The 20,008-nt window shown below is 58.8% G+C and carries 17 protein-coding genes; 9 read left to right on the top strand and 8 right to left on the bottom strand.

Annotated features, from left to right (window positions below; all coding sequences use genetic code 11):
- Positions 1 to 24 precede the first annotated feature (24 nt).
- From nagC to nagB, 3 genes are read right to left on the bottom strand one after another with little or no spacing between them, the layout of a single operon-like run.
- Positions 25 to 1,245, bottom strand: a complete 1,221-nt coding sequence (nagC, locus tag JL05_RS22480; protein WP_004939956.1) for a DNA-binding transcriptional regulator NagC — start codon at positions 1,243 to 1,245, stop codon at positions 25 to 27.
- Positions 1,246 to 1,272: 27 nt separating this feature from the next.
- On the bottom strand, positions 1,273 to 2,412 hold the full coding sequence (gene nagA / locus JL05_RS22475) for an N-acetylglucosamine-6-phosphate deacetylase (RefSeq protein WP_015376951.1): 1,140 nt from the start codon (positions 2,410 to 2,412) through the stop codon (positions 1,273 to 1,275).
- Between the two features lie 18 nt (positions 2,413 to 2,430).
- Entirely contained in the window at positions 2,431 to 3,231 is an 801-nt protein-coding gene (nagB, locus tag JL05_RS22470) for a glucosamine-6-phosphate deaminase (protein WP_004939952.1), read from the bottom strand.
- Between the two features lie 334 nt (positions 3,232 to 3,565).
- On the opposite strand from nagB, the gene nagE reads away from it, so the two are divergent.
- From nagE to JL05_RS22445, 5 genes are all read left to right on the top strand, one after another.
- Positions 3,566 to 5,602, top strand: a complete 2,037-nt coding sequence (gene nagE, locus JL05_RS22465; RefSeq protein ID WP_033633925.1) for an N-acetylglucosamine-specific PTS transporter subunit IIBC — start codon at positions 3,566 to 3,568, stop codon at positions 5,600 to 5,602.
- 240 nt (positions 5,603 to 5,842) lie between these two features.
- Positions 5,843 to 7,507, top strand: coding sequence for a glutamine--tRNA ligase (glnS, locus tag JL05_RS22460; protein WP_033633924.1), 1,665 nt, complete (start codon positions 5,843 to 5,845; stop codon positions 7,505 to 7,507).
- 578 nt (positions 7,508 to 8,085) lie between these two features.
- Positions 8,086 to 9,489, top strand: a complete 1,404-nt coding sequence (chiP, locus tag JL05_RS22455; RefSeq protein ID WP_033633923.1) for a chitoporin ChiP — start codon at positions 8,086 to 8,088, stop codon at positions 9,487 to 9,489.
- 46 nt (positions 9,490 to 9,535) lie between these two features.
- A complete protein-coding gene (chiQ, locus tag JL05_RS22450) occupies positions 9,536 to 9,862 on the top strand; it encodes a ChiQ/YbfN family lipoprotein (RefSeq protein ID WP_004939944.1) in 327 nt (108 codons plus the stop codon).
- A 13-nt stretch (positions 9,863 to 9,875) separates the two neighbouring features.
- A complete protein-coding gene (locus tag JL05_RS22445) occupies positions 9,876 to 12,533 on the top strand; it encodes a beta-N-acetylhexosaminidase (RefSeq protein ID WP_033633922.1) in 2,658 nt (885 codons plus the stop codon).
- A gap of 248 nt (positions 12,534 to 12,781) precedes the next feature.
- On the opposite strand, the gene fur is transcribed toward JL05_RS22445, so the two are convergent.
- The 4 genes from fur to ybfF all read right to left on the bottom strand — a co-directional run bounded on the left by fur (position 12,782) and on the right by ybfF (position 15,670).
- A complete protein-coding gene (gene fur / locus JL05_RS22440) occupies positions 12,782 to 13,228 on the bottom strand; it encodes a ferric iron uptake transcriptional regulator (protein WP_019454058.1) in 447 nt (148 codons plus the stop codon).
- Between the two features lie 329 nt (positions 13,229 to 13,557).
- Positions 13,558 to 14,097 (bottom strand): flavodoxin FldA, encoded by a 540-nt coding sequence (fldA, locus tag JL05_RS22435; RefSeq protein ID WP_004939938.1) that lies wholly within the window; start codon positions 14,095 to 14,097, stop codon positions 13,558 to 13,560.
- 255 nt (positions 14,098 to 14,352) lie between these two features.
- Positions 14,353 to 14,640 carry a LexA regulated protein gene (gene ybfE, locus JL05_RS22430; RefSeq protein WP_004939936.1) on the bottom strand — a complete coding sequence of 96 codons (288 nt, stop codon included), beginning with the start codon at positions 14,638 to 14,640 and terminating at the stop codon, positions 14,353 to 14,355.
- 256 nt (positions 14,641 to 14,896) lie between these two features.
- A complete protein-coding gene (gene ybfF / locus JL05_RS22425; RefSeq protein ID WP_081877852.1) occupies positions 14,897 to 15,670 on the bottom strand; it encodes an esterase in 774 nt (257 codons plus the stop codon).
- A 224-nt stretch (positions 15,671 to 15,894) separates the two neighbouring features.
- Here ybfF and seqA point away from each other — a divergent pair, with 224 nt between their 5' ends.
- The 4 genes from seqA (at position 15,895) to JL05_RS22405 (ending at position 19,287) form a co-directional block, all read left to right on the top strand.
- Complete coding sequence (gene seqA, locus JL05_RS22420; RefSeq protein WP_033633921.1) at positions 15,895 to 16,437, top strand: replication initiation negative regulator SeqA; 543 nt, start codon at positions 15,895 to 15,897, stop codon at positions 16,435 to 16,437.
- Between the two features lie 77 nt (positions 16,438 to 16,514).
- Positions 16,515 to 18,158, top strand: a complete 1,644-nt coding sequence (gene pgm, locus JL05_RS22415) for a phosphoglucomutase (alpha-D-glucose-1,6-bisphosphate-dependent) (RefSeq protein ID WP_033634139.1) — start codon at positions 16,515 to 16,517, stop codon at positions 18,156 to 18,158.
- 191 nt (positions 18,159 to 18,349) lie between these two features.
- Entirely contained in the window at positions 18,350 to 18,988 is a 639-nt protein-coding gene (locus JL05_RS22410; protein ID WP_015376959.1) for a PadR family transcriptional regulator, read from the top strand.
- On the top strand, positions 18,988 to 19,287 hold the full coding sequence (locus tag JL05_RS22405) for a DUF3861 domain-containing protein (protein WP_033633920.1): 300 nt from the start codon (positions 18,988 to 18,990) through the stop codon (positions 19,285 to 19,287). Before JL05_RS22410 ends, JL05_RS22405 begins: the two co-directional genes overlap by 1 nt.
- 27 nt (positions 19,288 to 19,314) lie before the next feature.
- On the opposite strand, the gene kdpE is transcribed toward JL05_RS22405, so the two are convergent.
- Positions 19,315 to 20,004, bottom strand: coding sequence for a two-component system response regulator KdpE (gene kdpE / locus JL05_RS22400; RefSeq protein ID WP_016928747.1), 690 nt, complete (start codon positions 20,002 to 20,004; stop codon positions 19,315 to 19,317).
- Between the last annotated feature and the right edge of the window lie 4 nt (positions 20,005 to 20,008).

Genomic DNA, 20,008 nt, shown 5'->3' with positions numbered 1-20,008 from the left:
AACACACCTGCCAGAAGCGGCGGATCAGCTTTCCAGCAATCGCTGCAAGAGCACGCCGTTGAGCATCGCGCGTTTGGCCAGGGCGAAAGCGCCGATCGCCGAGCGATGATTGAGTTCGGAGGTCACCACCGGCAAGTTTTTGCGGAAGTCCTTCAGCACCTGGGTATTGATGCAGCTCTGGATCGCCGGCAGCAGCACCTTGTCCGCTTCGGTGATCTCACCGGCGATCACCACCTTCTGCGGATTGAACAGGTTGATGGCGATGGCCACCGCCTTGCCCAGATAGCGGCCGACGTGCTCGATCACTTCGCTGGCCAGCAGATCGCCGCGGTTGGCGGCCTTGCAGATGGCGTTGATGCCGCAGTCTTCCAGCGTCAGTTTGCTTGGGTAGCCCTGGCTCAGCAGTTGGCGCACGCGCTGTTCGATCGCCGCGTTGGCGGCCACCGTCTCCAGGCAGCCGAAGTTGCCGCAGTGGCAGCGTTCGCCGAGCGGATCGATCTGGATATGGCCGATCTCACCGACGTTGCCGTTGTTGCCGAGAAAAATCTGCCCGTTAACGATGATGCCGGCGCCGGTGCCGCGGTGCAGGCGCACCAGAATCGAGTCTTCACAGTCGCGGGTGGCGCCGAAGTAGTGCTCCGCCAGCGCCAGGCTGCGGATGTCGTGGCCGACGAAGCTGGTGACGTTAAAGCGCTGCTGCAGGTTGTCTACCAGCGCCCAGTTGCTGACGCTGATGTGCGGCATATAGCGCACCACGCCCAGCGCCGGATCCACCAGGCCAGGCAGGATCACCGCGATGGCGATCAGTTCGCGCAGGCGGCGCTGGTTCGCTTCGATGAATTGGGCGATGGCGGCGAACAGCGCATTTTCCAGCGTTTCCTGGGTGCGTTCCGGCAGCGGATAGTGTTCTTCACTGAGCGATTTACCGCTCATGTCATACAGCGTGATGGTGGCGTCGTGGCGGCCGAGGCGCACCGCGACGGTATGGAAATGGCGGGTTTCCGACACGATGGAGATCGCGCGGCGGCCGCCGGTGGAGGCTTGCTGATCGACTTCTTTGATCAGCCCGCGCTCCAGCAGCTGGCGAGTAATCTTAGTGACGCTGGCGGGGGCGAGCTGGCTGAGTTCGGCGATTTGAATGCGCGAGATCGGGCCCTGTTGGTCGATCAGGCGATAAACTGCCGCGCCGTTAAGTTGTTTGACTAAGTCAACGTTCCCTATTTGTGCTTGTCCGCCAGTGCTCATCAATAATGTTACTCGCTGTTCATTGAATTAAACCTCGTTACCGTTAACGAGCGTTTTGGTGATCTTGAAATCACGGGTGAAGGCGGTCAGGTTAGCCACCTTGCCGGCTTCGATGGTGCCCAGACGGCGATCGGCGCCGATCGCGCGCGCCGGGTACAGCGTCGCCATGCGCAGCGCTTCGTCCAGCGCGATGCCGATATGCTCGACGCTGTTTTGCACCGCTTCGATCATGGTCAGCGCGGAACCGCTAAGGGTGCCGTTCTCATCCACGCACAGCCCATCCCGATAGTATATTGTTTTACCGGCGAAAATAAATTGGTCAATATCTGCACCCGCCGGTGCGGTCGCGTCGGTGACCAAGACCAATTTATCACCTTTCAGGCGTTTGGCGTTACGGATACTCGCCCAGGCCACGTGATGGCCGTCGGCGATGATGCCGGTATAGACCTCCGGCGTGTCGAAGATAGCCCCCATCAGCCCCGGTTCGCGGCCGGTGATATACGGCATGGCGTTGTACAGGTGGGTGGCGAAGCTGATGCCGGCGGCGAAGCCGGTGCGCGCCTGATCGTAGGTGGCGTTCGAGTGGCCGGCGGAGACCACGATGCCGGCCTCGGTCAGCTGCTTGATAAAGTGCGGCTCAACCATTTCCGGCGCCAGCGTCACTTTGGTGATCACGTCGGCGTTGGCGCACAGGTAATCGATCATGTCCTGGGTCGGCTTGCGAATGAACGCCGGGTTGTGGGTGCCTTTTTTCACCGGGCTGAGGTACGGCCCTTCCAGGTGCAGGCCCAACGCCTGGTTTTGGTGCTTTTTCAGATAAGCGCGCATCACGTCGACGCTGTGCTTCATGAATTCGTCGCTGCTGGTGATCAGCGTCGGCAGATAGCTGGTGCAGCCGGATTTCTCGTTGGCGCGCTGCATGATCTCCAGCGTTTCTTCCGAGATCGCTTCCAGCGAATCGTTGAACTGGACGCCGCCGCAGCCGTTCAGCTGCACGTCGATAAGCCCGGGGGCCAGGATGGCGCCACCCAGGTCGCGCGTTTCGATGCCGGCGGGCAATTCAGCCACCGGGCAGACTTTCTCGATCAGCCCATCAGCGATAATGACTGCATGGTCATCAAGTACGTCGTGGCCGGTATAGATTCGGCCGTGGGTTAAAGCGAACATCGTAGCCCCCTGCAAAGATTAAAGACTTTTCACGCTTTCCGCTTCTAACTCGCGGAAGTATTTGACGGTTTTGACTTTCAGTTCCATGGTGGCCGGTTCGTCGCACACCACCACCGCTTTGGCGTGCAGCTGCAGGCAGCTGATGGTCCACATGTGGTTGATGTTGCCTTCCACCGCGGCTTCCAGCGCCTGCGCCTTGGCGTGGCCGGTCACCAGGATCATCACTTCTTCCGCGTCCAACAGCGTACCCACGCCGACGGTCAGCGCATATTTCGGCACCAGGCTGACGTCGCCGCCGAAGAAGCGCGAGTTGGCGATGCGGGTGTCTTCGGTCAGCGTTTTGATGCGGGTGCGCGAAGCCAGGGACGAAGCCGGCTCGTTGAACGCGATATGGCCGTCGATGCCCACGCCGCCCATGAACAGGTTAATTTTGCCGTAAGACTTGATCTTCTCTTCGTACTGGCGGCACTCGGCGTCGACATCCGCGGCGTTGCCGTTCAGCAGGTTGATATTTTCACGAGGAATATCAACGTGATCAAAGAAGTTGCGGTACATGAAGGTGTGGTAGCTTTCCGGGTGTTCCTGCGGCAGGCCAACGTACTCGTCCATGTTGAAAGTCACAACATGCTTAAAGCTTACTTCACCTGCTTTGTGCATCGCAATCAGATGTTTGTAGGCTTCCAGCGGCGTGCCGCCGGTAGGCAGGCCGAGTACAAACGGGCGCTCTGCGGTTGGCTTGAATGCGTTGATGCGTTGAACGATATGACGCGCGGCCCATTTGCCGACTTGTGCGGTATCTTTCAGTGGGATAAGTCTCATCTAACACCTCTTGGGATAAGTAAACTAAAGCTATACTGTACGGGCCTGCGGGAGTCCTAAGCGTAACCCAGCTTTATGATTCTCGCGTGAATCGTCCGTCCGGTTGATTTTTTGAATGATAAAATAAGTTTTGTGTGATGGCCAGCAATCTGGGAGGTAAAGACTACTTTTTGGTGATATTTATCACAAAAAGGGAGGTTTTAATTTGCGATACAAAATAAATTTTTTACACTCGGCATGAGTGATACGTGCCATGCGTTTTTTCTAAAAAGGTAGTGAGAGCTCCAAATAAACTACTAATAGGGTCCGTCCGCGGACAACATAGGGGGAAAAGGTGAACATTCTTAGTTATTTGCAAAAGGTGGGACGGGCGCTGATGGTGCCGGTCGCCACGCTGCCCGCCGCCGCCATCTTGATGGGCGTCGGGTACTGGATTGACCCTGTTGGTTGGGGCGGCGACAACGCGCTCGCCGCTTTCTTCATTAAATCCGGCTCCGCTATCATCGACAACATGTCGGTGCTGTTCGCTATCGGCGTGGCCTACGGCATGTCCAAAGACAAGGACGGCGCCGCCGCGTTGACCGGCTTCGTCGGCTTCCTGGTGCTGACCACCCTCTGTTCGCCGGCCGCCGTGTCGATGATTCAGAAGATCCCGCTGGATCAGGTGCCTGCCGCGTTCGGCAAGATCCAGAACCAGTTCGTCGGTATTCTGGTGGGCATCATTTCCGCCGAAGTGTACAACCGCTTCAGCGGCGTCGAGCTGCCTAAGGCGCTGTCGTTCTTCAGCGGCCGCCGCCTGGTGCCGATCCTCATCTCCTTCCTGATGATCCTGGTGGCTTTCATTCTGATGTACATCTGGCCGGTGATCTTCAACGGTCTGGTGAACTTCGGTGAACACATCCAGAAAATGGGCTCGGTCGGCGCGGGCATCTATGCCTTCTTCAACCGCCTGCTGATTCCGGTTGGCCTGCACCACGCGCTGAACTCGGTGTTCTGGTTCGACGTGGCCGGCATCAACGATATTCCTAACTTCCTCGGCGGCCAGCAGTCGATCGAAGCCGGTAAAGCGGTTGTCGGCATCACCGGCCGTTATCAGGCGGGCTTCTTCCCGATTATGATGTTCGGTCTGCCGGGTGCGGCGCTGGCCATTTATCACTGCGCGCGTCCTGAGAACAAAGCCAAAGTGGCGGGCATCATGCTGGCGGCCGCTTTCGCCGCCTTCTTTACCGGTATCACCGAACCGCTGGAATTCTCCTTCATGTTCGTGGCGCCGGTGCTGTACGTGATCCACGCCGTGCTGACCGGTATCTCGGTGTTCATCGCCGCCAGCATGCACTGGATCGCCGGTTTCGGCTTCAGCGCCGGCCTGGTGGATATGGTGCTGTCTTCCCGCAACCCGCTGGCGACTCACTGGTACATGCTGATCCCGCAAGGCCTGGTGTTCTTCGTCATCTACTACGTGGTGTTCCGCTTCACCATCAATAAGTTCAACCTGATGACCCCGGGCCGCGAACTGGCGGTTGCCGGTGACGAAACCGACGGCTACGACGTCAACGTCGACAGCAACGCCGGTAAAGACGAGAACGAAACCACCACGCTGGCCCGTCGCTACGTCGGCGCGATCGGCGGTTCCGACAACCTGACCGGCATCGATGCCTGCATCACCCGTCTGCGCCTGAACGTGAAAGACTCCGCGCTGGTGAACGACGCATTGGCGAAACGCCTCGGCGCATCGGGCGTTATCCGCCTGAACAAGCAAAGCGTGCAAGTGATCGTCGGCACCCGTGCCGAACTTATCGCCAGCGCGATGCGCAACGTGATCGCGTCCGGCCCGGTAGCGGCAGCGGCGGCTCCGGCGGCGGCCCCTGCTGCAGAAGCCAAACCGCAGGCGGTGCCGAACGCGCCGAAAGCCGCGTTTGAAACGCTGGTGGCGCCGGTAACCGGTGAAGTGGTGGCACTCGATCAGGTGCCGGACGAAGCCTTCGCCAGCAAGGCGGTAGGCGACGGCCTGGCGATTCGCCCGACCGACAACATCGTGGTGTCGCCGGCTGACGGCACCGTGGTGAAAATCTTCAATACCAACCACGCCTTCTGCCTGGAAACCGACAAGGGCGCTGAGATCGTGGTGCACATGGGGATCGACACCGTCGCGCTGGAAGGCCAGGGCTTCAAACGCCTGGTGGAAGAGGGCGCGGAAGTGAAAGCCGGTCAACCGATTCTGGAACTGGATCTGGATTACCTGAACGCCAATGCGCGTTCGATGATAAGCCCGGTGGTAGTCAGCAACTCTGACGACTATGCCGGCCTGGCGGCGCTGGCCAGCGGCTCTGTGGTCGCCGGTCAGACCAAGCTGTACGAGATCCAGAAATAAGGCTGTTTTTACCTGAGTAGTACCCGGGGCCGGTCACGCATCATGGCGGAGTTTGCCCCGACTTGGCGGGAAGAGAGCGATCTCTTCCCGCTTTTTTTATCCCATCTCGCTCCACGGCGGTGCGCTGCGCGCCGATGGTGCAATATGCCGCATTTTTCGTGAAACAAACGGTTGTTTCCAGACGTGGCTTGTTGGATCATAGGCGGTTATGTGTAGCGCTTTGCATTGAGGAACAGTGAAATGAGTGAGGCTGAAGCCCGCCCAACCAATTTTATCCGTCAGATCGTCGATGAAGATCTGGCGTCGGGGAAACACACGTCGGTACATACCCGTTTCCCGCCGGAGCCTAACGGCTATCTGCATATCGGCCACGCCAAGTCCATCTGCCTGAACTTCGGCATCGCCAAGGACTATCAGGGCCAGTGCAACCTGCGTTTCGATGACACCAACCCGGTGAAAGAAGACATCGAGTTCGTGGAGTCAATCAAGCACGACGTGGAGTGGCTGGGCTTTGAGTGGAGCGGCAACGTTCATTACTCCTCAGACTATTTCGATCAGCTGCATCAGTATGCGGTTGAGCTGATTACCAAGGGGCTGGCCTACGTCGATGAGCTGTCGCCGGAGCAGATCCGTGAATATCGCGGCACCCTGACCTCGCCGGGCAAAGACAGCCCGTACCGCGACCGCAGCGTGGAAGAGAACCTGGCGCTGTTCGAGAAGATGCGCAACGGCGAGTTCGCCGAAGGCGCCGCCTGCCTGCGCGCCAAGATCGATATGGCTTCGCCGTTTATCGTGATGCGCGACCCGGTGCTGTACCGCATCAAGTTCGCCGAACACCACCAGACCGGCGACAAATGGTGCATCTACCCGATGTACGATTTCACCCACTGCATTTCCGATGCGCTGGAAGGGATCACCCATTCGCTGTGCACCCTGGAGTTCCAGGATAACCGCCGTCTGTATGACTGGGTGCTGGATAACATCACCATTCCTTGCCACCCGCGGCAGTACGAGTTTTCGCGTCTGAACCTCGAATACGCCATCATGTCGAAGCGCAAGCTGCACCAACTGGTGGCCGAGAAGATCGTCGAAGGTTGGGATGACCCGCGCATGCCGACCGTCTCCGGTCTGCGCCGCCGCGGTTATACCGCCGCCTCGATTCGCGAGTTCTGCCTGCGCATCGGCGTGACCAAGCAAGACAACAACGTCGAGATGGTGGCGCTGGAATCCTGCATTCGCGACGATCTGAACGAGAACGCCCCGCGCGCCATGGCGGTGCTGGATCCGGTGAAAATCGTCATCGAGAACATGGGCGATGCGGTGGAAATGGTCACCATGCCTAACCACCCGAACAAGCCGGAAATGGGCAGCCGCGATGTGCCGTTCAGCCGCGAGATCTATATCGATCGCGCCGACTTCCGCGAAGAAGCCAACAAGCAGTACAAGCGTCTGGTGCTGGGCAAGGAAGTGCGTCTGCGCAATGCGTACGTGATCAAGGCCGAGCGCGTCGAGAAGGACGAAGCGGGCGAGATCACCACCATCTTCTGCAGCTACGATGCGGAAACGCTGAGCAAAGATCCTGCCGACGGCCGCAAGGTGAAGGGCGTGATCCACTGGGTGTCCGCGGCGCACGCGCTGCCGGCGGAAATTCGCCTGTACGATCGCCTGTTCAGCGTGCCTAACCCGGGCGCGGCGGAGGATTTCCTCTCTACCATCAACCCGGAATCGCTGGTCATCAAGCACGGTTTCGTTGAGCCGAGTCTGGCGGCAGCCCAGCCGGAGAAGGCCTACCAGTTCGAGCGTGAAGGCTACTTCTGTGCCGACAACCGTTACTCGTCGGCCGACCATCTGGTGTTTAACCGCACCGTTGGCCTGCGTGATACCTGGGCGAAAATCGAAGGCTAATCTTATTCGCCTTGGAAATTAATGAATCAGCGCGGCTTAGGCCGCGCTTTTTTTATGTCTGCCATTGAGCAAATCATCTATTCCTGCAGCGTTATTCCGGGCTGTGCTTAATTAACCTCGGTGCGTTAATCAATAAGTTTTCTGATATTGGACTTAATAGCCTTAATTTTTACTTATATATTCGTGATGCGAATTAATTTCATTTGGAGAGCGCTCTCAATTTTTATTGTCTGAATGACGGATTTGGTCAGGCTGAAACCATTAATCGTCTCTGGTTGACCTTGTATCTCAATTTATTCTGATTTAATTGAATTTTTTATTCGACACCTTCCATGAACACTGGCGTAACAAAATCTCACTGATATGTGCTCCTTGTCATATTTTGACAAATCTCCCGCATTTTTCATTTGATAATTCGCGTCGCGAAAAATAGTCTGTCTGTAGCAATTAGTGCTGTGGGAATAACATCTCGTCGGCAATTTTTTTTACCCGTTCGGGTTTTTTATTGGCAGTCGTGCAGGGCAGTGGTGAACACAGGCGGCTGCAACTTTTAAGTTAAGTCAAAGAGGAATTTCAATATGGGTACGCACGGTGCTCAGCGTAAAACGCTGGCGCTCGCAGTCGCGGGCGCGCTGTTGGGAACAGGGTTTGCCATGGCGCCTGAGGCGAAAGCCGCAGGGTTTATCGATGATTCCACGCTGACCGGCGGCATCTATTACTGGCAACGTGAGCGCGACCGTAAAGATCTCAATCCGGACAGCAAGGATTACAACCAATACACCACCAACCTGTCGCACTCTACCGCCAACCTGAGCCTGGATTTCGCCTCGGGCTACGCCTGGGACATGTTCGGCTTGGATGTCGGTGCCTTTACCGCCATCGAGCTGGCTGAATCCAGCGCCAGCGGCCACCCGAACGAGATCGCGTTCTCCTCAAAAAACCGTACCTACGACGAAGACTATTCCGGTGACAAAGGCGGCGTCAGCCTGTACAAAGCCGCCGCCAAGTTCAAATACGGCCCGGTCTGGGCTCGCGCCGGCTATATTCAGCCGAGCGGCCAAACCCTGCTGGCGCCGCACTGGAGCTTTATGCCGGGCACCTATCAGGGCGCCGAGGCCGGCGCCAAGTTCGACTACGGCGATGCCGGCGCGTTGAGCTTCTCCTACATGTGGGCCGACAAATACAAGGCGCCGTGGCATATCGAGGTGGACGACTTCCGCCAGAACGATAAGAAAACCCGCGTCTCCTACCTGCACTCGCTGGGCGCCAAGTACGATTTCAAAAACGATCTGGTGCTGGAAGCCGCCTTCGGCCAGGCCCAGGGTTACGTGAATCAGTACTTCACCAAGGCGTCTTACAAATTCGATGTGCTGGGCAACCCGCTGACCACCAGTTACCAGTTCTACGGTGCGGAAGATCGCCTCAGCGACAAGAACGATCCGAACAGCATCTACGACGGGCTGGCCTGGCTGCAGGCGCTGACCTTAGGTTACACCACCGGCCAGTTCAACTGGCGTCTGGAAGGCACAATGGTCAAGGCGGAAGGCAACCAGGGCTTCTTCCTGCAGCGCATGACCCCGACCTACGCCTCGTCTAACGGCCGCCTGGATGTGTGGTGGGATAACCGCTCCGACTTTAACGCCAACGGCGAGAAAGCGGTGTACGCCGGCGTGATGTATGACCTCAGCAACTGGAACCTGCCGGGCATGGCGGTCGGCGGCTCCTACGTTTACGCCTGGGACGCCAAGCCGAGCACCAACCCGATCTACGATCAGAGCCAGCGCCTGAAAGAGAGCGCCTGGAGCTTGGACGCGATGTACACCATCCAGGAAGGGCGCGCCAAGGGCACGCTGATCAAGCTGCACTACACCCAGTATGACAACCACACCAACATCCCGAGCTGGGGCGGCGGTTACGGCAACATCTTCCAGGACGAGAAAGACGTCAAGTTCATGGTCATCGCGCCATTCACCATCTTCTGATGCGTTCCCCGGCCTCGTCGCCGGGGGCAGTTAAGGGAATTCAACGATGAAAAAAATCATGCTGATGTTGGCGGCCGCCGCGGCCTTGAGCGCCTGCGCGCAACCCGCCGCGCCGCCGGAAGACGCCAAATTGAAGCAGGCTTACAGCGCCTGTATCAACACCGCCGAAGGTTCGCCGGAGCGTCTGCAGCCCTGTAAGGCGGTGTTGAACGTGCTGAAACAAGAGAAACAGCACCAGCAGTTCGCCGCGCAGGAAACGGTGCGGGTGATGGATTATCAGAACTGCATTATGGCGGTTCACAGCGGTAACGGTCAGGCTTACGACGCCAAGTGCGGCAAGCTGTGGCAAGAAATTCGCGATAACAATAATTAAGAAGGACGAGAAGATGAACACATTCAAACTGAGCGCACTGGCCGCTTTGACGGCAACGATGGGATTCCTGGGCGGCATGGGTAATGCCATGGCCGATCAACAGCTGGTGGATCAGCTGAGCCAGCTAAAGCTGAACGTGAAAATGCTGGATAACCGCGCCGGCGAAAACGGCGTGGATTGCGCGGCGCTGGGCGCCGACTGGGCCTCATGCAACCGGGTGTTGTTCACCCTCAGCAACGACGGGCAGGCGATCGACGGCAAGGACTGGGTCATCTATTTCCACAGCCCGCGCCAGACCCTGCGGGTGGATAACGATCAGTTCAAGATCGCGCATCTGACCGGCGATCTGTACAAGCTGGAGCCGACCGCCAAATTCAGCGGTTTCCCTGCCGGCAAGGCGGTGGAAATCCCGGTGGTCGCCGAATATTGGCAGCTGTTCAGAAACGACTTCCTGCCGCGCTGGTATGCCACCTCCGGCGACGCCAAGCCGAAAATGCTGGCGAATACCGACACCGAAAACCTGGACCAGTTCGTGGCGCCGTTCACCGGCGATCAGTGGAAGCGCACCAAGGACGACAAAAACATTCTGATGACGCCGGCTTCGCGCTTTGTCAGCAATGCCGATCTGCAGACGTTGCCCGCCGGCGCGCTGCGCGGCCAGATCGTGCCGACACCGATGCAGGTGAAGATCCACGCACAGGACGCCGACCTGCGCAAAGGGGTATCGCCGGATCTGAGCACGCTGGTCAAGCCAGCGGCGGACGTCGTCAACCAGCGCTTCGCGCTGCTGGGCGTGCCGGTTCAGGCCAACGGTTACCCGATCAAGACCGACATCCAGCCGGGCAAGTTTAAAGGTGCGATGGCCGTGCCGGGCGCTTATGAGCTGAAAATCGGTAAGAAAGAGGCGCGGGTGATCGGCTTCGATCAGGCCGGGGTGTTCTACGGGTTGCAGTCGATCCTGTCGTTAGTGCCGAGCGACGGCAGCGGCAAGATCGCCACGCTCGACGCCAGCGATGCGCCGCGCTTCCAGTATCGCGGCATTTTCCTCGACGTGGCGCGCAACTTCCATAAGAAGGACGCGGTGCTGCGTCTGCTGGATCAGATGGCGGCTTACAAGCTCAATAAATTCCACTTCCACCTGAGCGATGACGAAGGCTGGCGCATCGAGATCCCCGGTTTGCCGGAGCTGACTGAAGTCGGCGGCCAGCGCTGCCACGATCTGAGCGAAACCACCTGCCTGCTGCCGCAGTACGGCCAGGGGCCGGACGTCTACGGCGGCTTCTTCAGCCGTCAGGACTATATCGACATCATCAAATACGCCCAGGCGCGCCAGATTGAGGTGATCCCGGAGATCGACATGCCGGCGCACGCCCGCGCCGCGGTGGTGTCGATGGAGGCGCGCTATAAAAAGCTGTATGCTGCCGGCAAAGAGCAGGAGGCCAACGAATTCCGCCTGGTGGATCCGACCGATACCTCCAATACCACCTCGGTGCAGTTCTTTAACCGCCAGAGCTACCTGAACCCGTGCCTGGATTCCTCCCAGCGCTTTGTCGACAAGGTGATTGGCGAGATTGCCCAGATGCATAAAGAAGCTGGGCAGCCGATCAAAACCTGGCACTTCGGCGGCGATGAGGCGAAAAACATCCGCCTGGGCGCCGGCTATACCGACAAGGCGAAACCGGAGCCGGGTAAAGGCATCATCGACCAGAGCAACGAAGACAAGCCATGGGCCAAGTCGCAGGTTTGCCAGACGATGATCAAAGAAGGCAAGGTGGCCGACATGGAACACCTGCCGAGCTACTTCGGCCAGGAGGTCAGCAAGCTGGTGAAGGCGCACGGCATCGACAGAATGCAGGCCTGGCAAGACGGCTTGAAAGACGCCGAGAACGCAAAGGCGTTCGCCACCTCGCGCGTGGGCGTCAACTTCTGGGATACGTTGTACTGGGGCGGTTTCGATAGCGTCAACGACTGGGCCAACAAAGGATATGAAGTGGTGGTCTCCAACCCGGACTACGTCTACATGGACTTCCCTTACGAGGTGAACCCGGACGAGCGTGGTTACTACTGGGGCACCCGCTTCAGCGACGAGCGCAAGGTGTTCAGCTTCGCGCCGGACAACATGCCGCAGAACGCGGAAACCTCGGTCGACCGCGACGGCAACCACTTTAACGCCAAAAGCGACAAGCCATGGCCGGGCGCCTACGGTTTGTCCGCTCAGCTGTGGAGCGAAACCCAGCGCACCGATCCGCAGATGGAATACATGATCTTCCCGCGCGCGCTGTCGGTGGCGGAACGCGCCTGGCACCGCGCCGGTTGGGAGCAGGACTATCGCGCCGGACGTGAATACAAAGGCGGGGAAACCCACTTTGTCGACACCAAGGCGCTGGAGAAAGACTGGCTGCGCTTCGCCAATATCCTGGGCCAACGAGAACTGGCCAAGCTGGACAAGGGCGGCGTCGCCTACCGTCTGCCGGTGCCGGGCGCCCGCGTGGCGGGCGGCAAGCTGGAGGCGAATATCGCGCTGCCGGGATTGGGCATCGAGTACTCCACCGACGGCGGCAAGCAGTGGCAGCGTTATGACGCCAAGGCCAAGCCGGCGGTATCGGGTGAGGTGCAGGTGCGTTCGGTCAGTCCGGACGGTAAACGCTACAGCCGCGCCGAGAAGGTCTAAGCCCGGCACATCGGCCTGTCGTCATGGCGGCGGGCCGCTTAACGAAGGGGGAATGCGTTCGCCCCCGCGCGTGCCGGCGTGGGGCGGATGTTGAAGTGAGAGCAGTACGTGGAGTCGCAGTGCCGCTGCAATTGTAGTATTTCATGACATGATCTTTCCCCGGCTGGTCCGGGGATTTTTTTGCCCGTTGTACGGCGGGCATAAAAAAACCGCCTCAATGTGAGGCGGTTTCTCATAGCCGGTGAGGCTTATTTCTTGTCGTGCAGCGTTTCGTCTTCGCGGCAGTCACCGGTTTCACAGTGGCCGTACAGGTACAGACTGTGGTTGGTGAGCTTGATGCCGTGCTGCTTGGCGATATCACGCTGGCGCACTTCGATGGATTCGTCGCTGAATTCGATCACTTTGCCGCAGTCCAGGCAAATCAGGTGATCGTGGTGATGCTGTTGGGTCAGCTCGAACACGGACTTGCCGCCTTCGAAGTTGTGACGTGTCACAATGCCCGCATCGTCAAACTGGTTCAGTACGCGATAAACCGTTGCCAGGCCGATCTCTTCGCCCATATCAATCAGTTTTTTGTACAAATCTTCCGCACTGACGTGATGGCATTCCGGATTTTGCAGTACTTCCAGGATTTTGAGTCGCGGAAGCGTGACTTTTAAGCCGGCCTTCTTCAATGCGATGTTGTTGTCGGTCATGCGAATTCAGTCCTGTTACTATGCTAATCAAGTTGAGGCGTACTCGCCTGTGGCATCGGTCGGCACAAAGAGTTAATGCGTCTCATTATAGAACCGGTTGTACTAAATGGAAACCGCCGGTTGTTAACAAAGATATAATTGCACTATTGCATGTTTTGCATGCAACGCCTTGATGGATGGGATAAACCGATATCTCAGTCTACCGTGACGGGGTGGGAAGTTACAAATCTGTAGCTTCTATCGCAGCAATCCCTGTTGCCGATGACGGCCCTGTCGGCACACTATGCACTTTACAGGGCCTTTGTTCAACCTTTCGCCAGTCCCGGCGTTTAGCCGACGATATCGGCCAGGCTCAGCTCTTCGACGATCTGTTTGACCCAGGCGTCGACGCGCTCGTTGGTCAGCTCCGGCTGACGGTCTTCGTCGATCGCCAGACCGATGAAGTGGTTGTCGTCCGCCAGGCCTTTGGAAGCTTCGAAGTGGTAGCCTTTGGTCGGCCAGTGGCCAACGATGGCCGCGCCGCGCGGTTCGATGATGTCGCGGATGGTGCCCATCGCGTCACAGAAGTATTCCGCGTAGTCTTCCTGGTCGCCGCAACCGAACAGCGCCACCAGTTTGCCGTTGAAATCGACTTCTTCCAGCGTCGGGAAGAAATCGTCCCAGTCACACTGCGCTTCACCGTAGTACCAGGTCGGGATACCCAGCAGCAGGATATCGAACCCTTCCAGGTCTTCTTTGCTGCTTTTGGCGATGTCGTGCACTTCAGAGACGTCGTCGCCAAACTGTTTCTGGAGAATTTTCTGGATCATTTTGGCAATGTTTTCGGTATTGCCAGTGTCGCTGCCAAAGAAAATGCCTACAGTAGCCATATCGCGTATAACCTTTAAATTCAATTAATTGCATTACTCGGCGCCGGCACTGCCGCCGATTAAAATGATGCCATGGCAAGAGCCTTTCGCCACGGTGGCGGGCGCCGACAGGCGCAGTCTCTTACCGGTAAATGCGTATCATGCCAGAAAGTGGCGCCGGGGTTTTATCGCATTTATGCGATGCCGAAGGATGAAGAAAAGCGTGGTCGATCCGGCGTTGTCCTTAACGCCGCGCCGCGCGTGCGGCCGAAGAGATCAATGTTCCGGCTGTTCTTCCGCCAGTTGCGCCAACAGCATCTGCTCGATGAGTTCGCTGCGGCTGATGTTGCGCTGTTCCGCCAGTTTGTTCAGGGCGTCCACCGCATCCGCGTTGATTTTCAGCTCTACGCGCCGCAATCCGCGCACTTTATCGCGCCGTAACTGATTGCGCTTATTGATTCTAAGCTGTTCATCGCGGGAAAGCGGGTTGGTTTTCGGGCGCCCCGGACGGCGTTCATCTGCGAACAGATCCAGCGTCGTGCGATCCGTTTGTTCTTTTGCCATAGGTAGCGGTACTGCAAGGGAGTTTGCATCAAAAAGCGCTCGCACGCTTCCGGAGGCATCGGTTAACACACTTCGGGCCAATAAACCCTAACCCAAATTCACCCCCGAACCGGCGTTCGCGAACGCGCTGGCGCGGCGGCAAAATTATAGCGCGCCATATTACCCCAGCAGATGGAGCGGCGACAATGCCTAACTGCGGGCTAAACGCGCTAAGCCGTTATCTTTAGCGCGTTTTTTCGCCAGGCGAGCGCGTTTTTCAGGCTTCGCTGAGAAAACGGTGGATGGCGCGCAGCACCGCTTCCGGTTTTTCGGCGTGCACCCAATGGCCGGTGCCGGCGACGACGTGCGCGCGTGCCTGCGGGAATTGGCGGGCGATGTCTGCACGGTAGCTGTCCTGCACGTACGGCGACAGGCCGCCGCGAATGAACAGGGTCGGGTGTGGCCAGGCCGGCACGTCCTGCCAGCCGGTGATGTCTTCGTAGCGTTCGATCAGCACCGGCAGGTTGAAGCGCCATTCACCGTTATGGAAGGACTTCAGCAGGAACTGGATCACGCCTTCTTCCTGCAGGTAGTCGCGCATCAACTGGGCGGCCGCCTGGCGCTGGGTAATGCCGGCGGCGCTGACGGCCTTCAGCGCGGCGAAGATCTCGTCATGGCGTCGGGTCTGGTAATCCACCGGCGCGACGTCAATGACGATCAGCTTGGCGATGCGCTCGGGCGCGATGGCGGTCAGCGCCATCGCCGCTTTGCCGCCCATCGAGTGGCCGATGACGATCGCTTTCTCCAGCTGCAGGTCGTCGAGCAGCGCCAGCAGATCCTGCGCCATGGCGGGGTAGTTCATGTCGTCGGCGCGCGGGGAGAGGCCGTGGTTGCGCAGATCGACTTTGATCACAGTGTGCTGTTTATGCAGATCGCGCGCCAGCACGCCCAGGTTGTCGAGATTGCCGAACAGCCCGTGGATCAGCAGCACCGGCAGCGCGTCTGACTCGGCGGCCAGCAGTTGATAATGTAATTTCATGGCGAAGTTCATACTGAGAGAGATTCAGATTAGGGTATCATGATTGAATCGCACGATGAATCATGCGGAATTTTCGCGGCGCGGGCTTGGCAGTGCCGGCTATAGGTATTAGTCTGCATTTGCCGTCCGGAGGCACATTGTTGTGTTCGCCCCAGCGCTTTTAACCTTATAATCCCATGGCTTGAATGCAGGATCTGGCTTCAGGTTCTAAGTAGAAAAAACAGTATTGGATAAAGATGAAAACTATTGAAGTCGACGAAGAGCTTTACCGTTATATTGCCAGCCACACGCAACACATCGGTGAAAGCGCGTCCGATATTTTACGCCGCATGTTGAAATTTACCGCCGGCCAGCCGGTGCGCGCGTTGCCTGCCGCCAGTGCGTCGCCGTCCGTCGAGCTGGAAAAAACGGCGCCGGTTCAGCGTCCGCGCGATCGCGTGCGCGCCGTGCGTGAACTGCTGCTGTCGGATGAATACGCCGAGCAGAACAAAGCGGTCAACCGTTTCATGCTGGTGCTCTCCACGCTGTACACCCTTGATGCCGCCGGTTTTGCCGCCGCCACCGAGGCGTTGACCGGCCGTACCCGCACCTATTTCGCCGGCGATCAGCAGACCCTGCTGGCCAACGGCACGCATACCAAGCCGAAGCATGTGCCGGGCACCCCTTACTGGGTGATCACCAATACCAATACCGGCCGCAAACGCAGCATGATCGAACACATCATGCAGGCGATGCAGTTCCCGGCGGAACTGATCGAGAAAGTTTGCGGTACCGTCTAATTTAGCGAACAGCCCGTCATGATGGCCGTGCGCGACGTATTTGCCCGGTCACCGACAGGGATGAGGGAGATATGTCGATGGCGAATAATCCACGTGCCGGGCAGCCCGCCCGCCAAAGCGATCTGATCAACGTAGCCCAGCTGACGTCGCAGTACTATGTGCTGCAACCGGAAGCCGGCAATGCCGCACATGCGGTGAAGTTTGGCACCTCCGGCCACCGCGGCAGCGCGCAGCGCCACAGCTTCAACGAAGCGCACATCCTCGCCATCGCCCAGGCGATCGCTGAAGTTCGTCATCAGCAGGGCACCACCGGCCCGTGCTACGTGGGTAAAGACACCCATGCGCTGTCCGAACCGGCCTTTATTTCCGTGCTGGAAGTGCTGACCGCCAACGGCGTCGATGTGATCGTGCAGGAAAACAACGGCTTCACGCCAACGCCGGCGGTATCGCACGCCATTCTGTGCCACAACCGCCGCGGCGGCGCGCAGGCCGACGGCATCGTCATTACGCCGTCCCACAACCCGCCGGAAGACGGCGGCATCAAGTACAACCCGCCGAACGGCGGCCCGGCCGACACCAACCTGACGTCGGTGATCGAAAAACGCGCCAACGATCTGCTGGCGCAACAGTTGAAAGGCGTTCAGCGTCAGTCGCTGGACAAGGCCTGGAACAGCGGCCACCTGCACGCCAAAGATCTGGTGCAGCCTTATGTCGAAGGCCTGGTTGACGTGGTCGACATGCCGGCCATTCAACGCGCCGGCCTGAAACTGGGCGTGGATCCGCTCGGCGGTTCCGGCATCGCCTATTGGCAGCGCGTGGCGGAACACTACAAGCTGGATCTGACGCTGGTGAACGACTCCATCGATCAGACCTTCCGCTTTATGCACCTGGATCACGACGGTATCATCCGCATGGACTGCTCGTCCGAGTCAGCGATGGCCGGCCTGCTGGCGCTGCGCGACAAATTCGATCTGGCGTTCGCCAACGATCCGGATTACGACCGTCACGGCATCGTCACGCCGAAGGGCCTGATGAACCCGAACCACTATCTGGCGGTAGCCATCAACTACCTGTTCCGGCATCGCCCGCAGTGGGGCGCCGATGTGGCGGTAGGTAAAACGCTGGTGTCCAGCGCGATGATCGATCGCGTGGTGGCTGACCTGGGCCGCAAGCTGGTGGAAGTGCCGGTCGGTTTCAAATGGTTCGTGGACGGCCTGTTCGACGGCAGCCTGGGCTTTGGCGGCGAAGAGAGCGCCGGGGCCTCGTTCCTGCGTTTCAACGGCCAGCCGTGGTCGACCGACAAAGACGGCATCATCATGTGCCTGCTGGCGGCTGAAATCACCGCGGTAACCGGTGAGAACCCGCAGCATCACTATGACGATCTGGCCAAGCGCTTCGGCGCGCCAAGCTACAACCGTATCCAGGCGCCGGCAACCCATGCGCAGAAAGCGGCGCTGTCCAAGCTGTCGCCGGAGATGGTCAAGGCCAGTACGCTGGGCGGGGACCCGATCACCGCGCGTCTGACCGCAGCGCCGGGCAACGGCGCGTCGATCGGCGGCCTGAAAGTGATGACCGACAACGGTTGGTTCGCGGCCCGTCCTTCCGGTACCGAAGAGGCATACAAGATCTACTGCGAGAGCTTCCTCGGGGCGGAACACCGAGAGAAAATCGAGCACGAAGCGGTTGAGATCGTCAGCGAAGTGCTGGCTTCCGCCAAATAATCGCTGTTCTCGTCTGATAAAAAGCGCTGTTTTTACAGCGCTTTTTTTATGCCTGTAATTTAGATATATCTTTTTTTCGGCGCAGGCTTGCGCATTTAGATATATCGATCTAGATTAGCGTTATCGACGCTGTTTAGATATATCTAAACAACCTCATATTGATGTTCACTGTTAGAGCGAGGTATCACCCTATGTTTCATCGATTAGGTTTACACCGGCATCATCACCATCATGAATGTGAAGAGGGGCGCCGTCATCGCGGTGGGCGCCATCACTTCGGCGGCGACGGCGAAGAGCATGGCCGTGGCGGACGCGGCGGCCGGGGCGGGCGTCATCGTCTGTTCGAACACGGCGATCTGCGCCTGGTGCTGCTGGCGCTGGTGGCGCGCAAGCCCAGCCACGGGTACGAATTGATCAAGGCGATCGAGGAAGCCTCTTCCGGCCTGTATGTGCCGAGCCCGGGGGTGATTTACCCCACGCTGACGCTGCTGGAAGAGCAGGATTTCCTCGAACCGCTCACCACCGGCAACGGCCGCAAAAGCTACCGCATCACCTCGGCGGGCGAGGGCGAGCTGCAAAAGCATCAACAGGTGGTTGAGGTCATTCTGGCGCGTTTGGCGGGCGCCGGCCGCGAGCATCATCGGCACGGCAACCTGGCGGAAGGCATTTACGACGCCATGAACCGTCTGCGCAGTCTGCTGCGCGGCAACGTGATGCGCGCCGATCTTACGCCGCAGCAGGTGGAGCGCATCAACGCTGCACTGTTGACCGCCGTGGCGGCGATCGAAAGCGAAATGCACATTCAACCCACGCAGCAGGAGGAGAACTGATGCCCGGCTACCGTTTTAACATTACCGTTGAAGCCCTGAGCGACCGCCAGGGCAACCCCGTCGAGAAGGCACCGCTGAGTTTTGAGGTGACCAACCATGACGATATTCTCGAGATCGTCGAGCGCATTCGGGCGCGTGACGATCTGAACTTCGGCCCTGAGCAGAGCGCGGCCTTCGCCGTGGGGTTGAAACTGTTCTCCGAAGTGATGATCGAAAACCGCAAACACCCGGTGTTCGCTCCGCTGCGCGAGGCGTTCAAGGAATTTATGGTCGGATTGAAGAAGGGCCCGGCGGCGTAACGGCGCGGCAAACCGCGCCCACCGGGATTAAGGCATGAAACGGTAGCCGACGCCGGTTTCGGTCAGCAGGTGTTTGGGCCGGGCCGGATCGGCTTCCAGCTTCTGCCGCAAATGGCCCATGTAGATGCGCAGGTAGTGGCTGTGCTCCACGTAGTTCGGCCCCCAGACGTGGCTCAACAGCTGGCGTTGGGTGATCACCTTGCCGGCGTTGGCCAGCAGCTCCGCTAACAGGCGAAACTCGATCGGCGTCAGATGCAGATCTTCGTCGTTGCGCAGCACCCGGCGATTCACCAGATCGACGGTGATAGCCGAAAAGCTCACCAGCGGGCTTTCCTGTTGGTTGGCGGAGTGGCGGCGCAGCGCGACCCGCACCCGCGCCAGCAGCTCACCGATGCCGAACGGCTTGCTGAGGTAGTCGTCGGCGCCGGCGTCCAGCGCGGCAATTTTGTCCTCTTCGGCGTTGCGCGCCGACAGCACGATCACCGGAATGGCGCTCCACTGCCGCAGATCGCGGATGTAGCTCAGCCCGTCGCCATCCGGCAAGCCCAAATCCAGGATGATCAGATCTGGTTTGCGCGTGCCGGCCTCAATCAGCCCACGCTGCAGGGTTTCACTTTCAAACACCCGCAGGCCTTCGCTCTCCAGCGCGGTGCGCACGAAGCGGCGGATCTCTTTTTCATCTTCAACAATCAGAATGTTGGTTGGCGTTATGCTCACGTTT

Origin of the sequence: Serratia nematodiphila DZ0503SBS1 (assembly GCF_000738675.1) — a bacterium.
Lineage (GTDB): Bacteria > Pseudomonadota > Gammaproteobacteria > Enterobacterales > Enterobacteriaceae > Serratia > Serratia nematodiphila.
The sequence above is the reverse complement of the archived record's forward strand: the minus strand, read 5'-3'. Positions and strand labels throughout refer to the sequence as shown.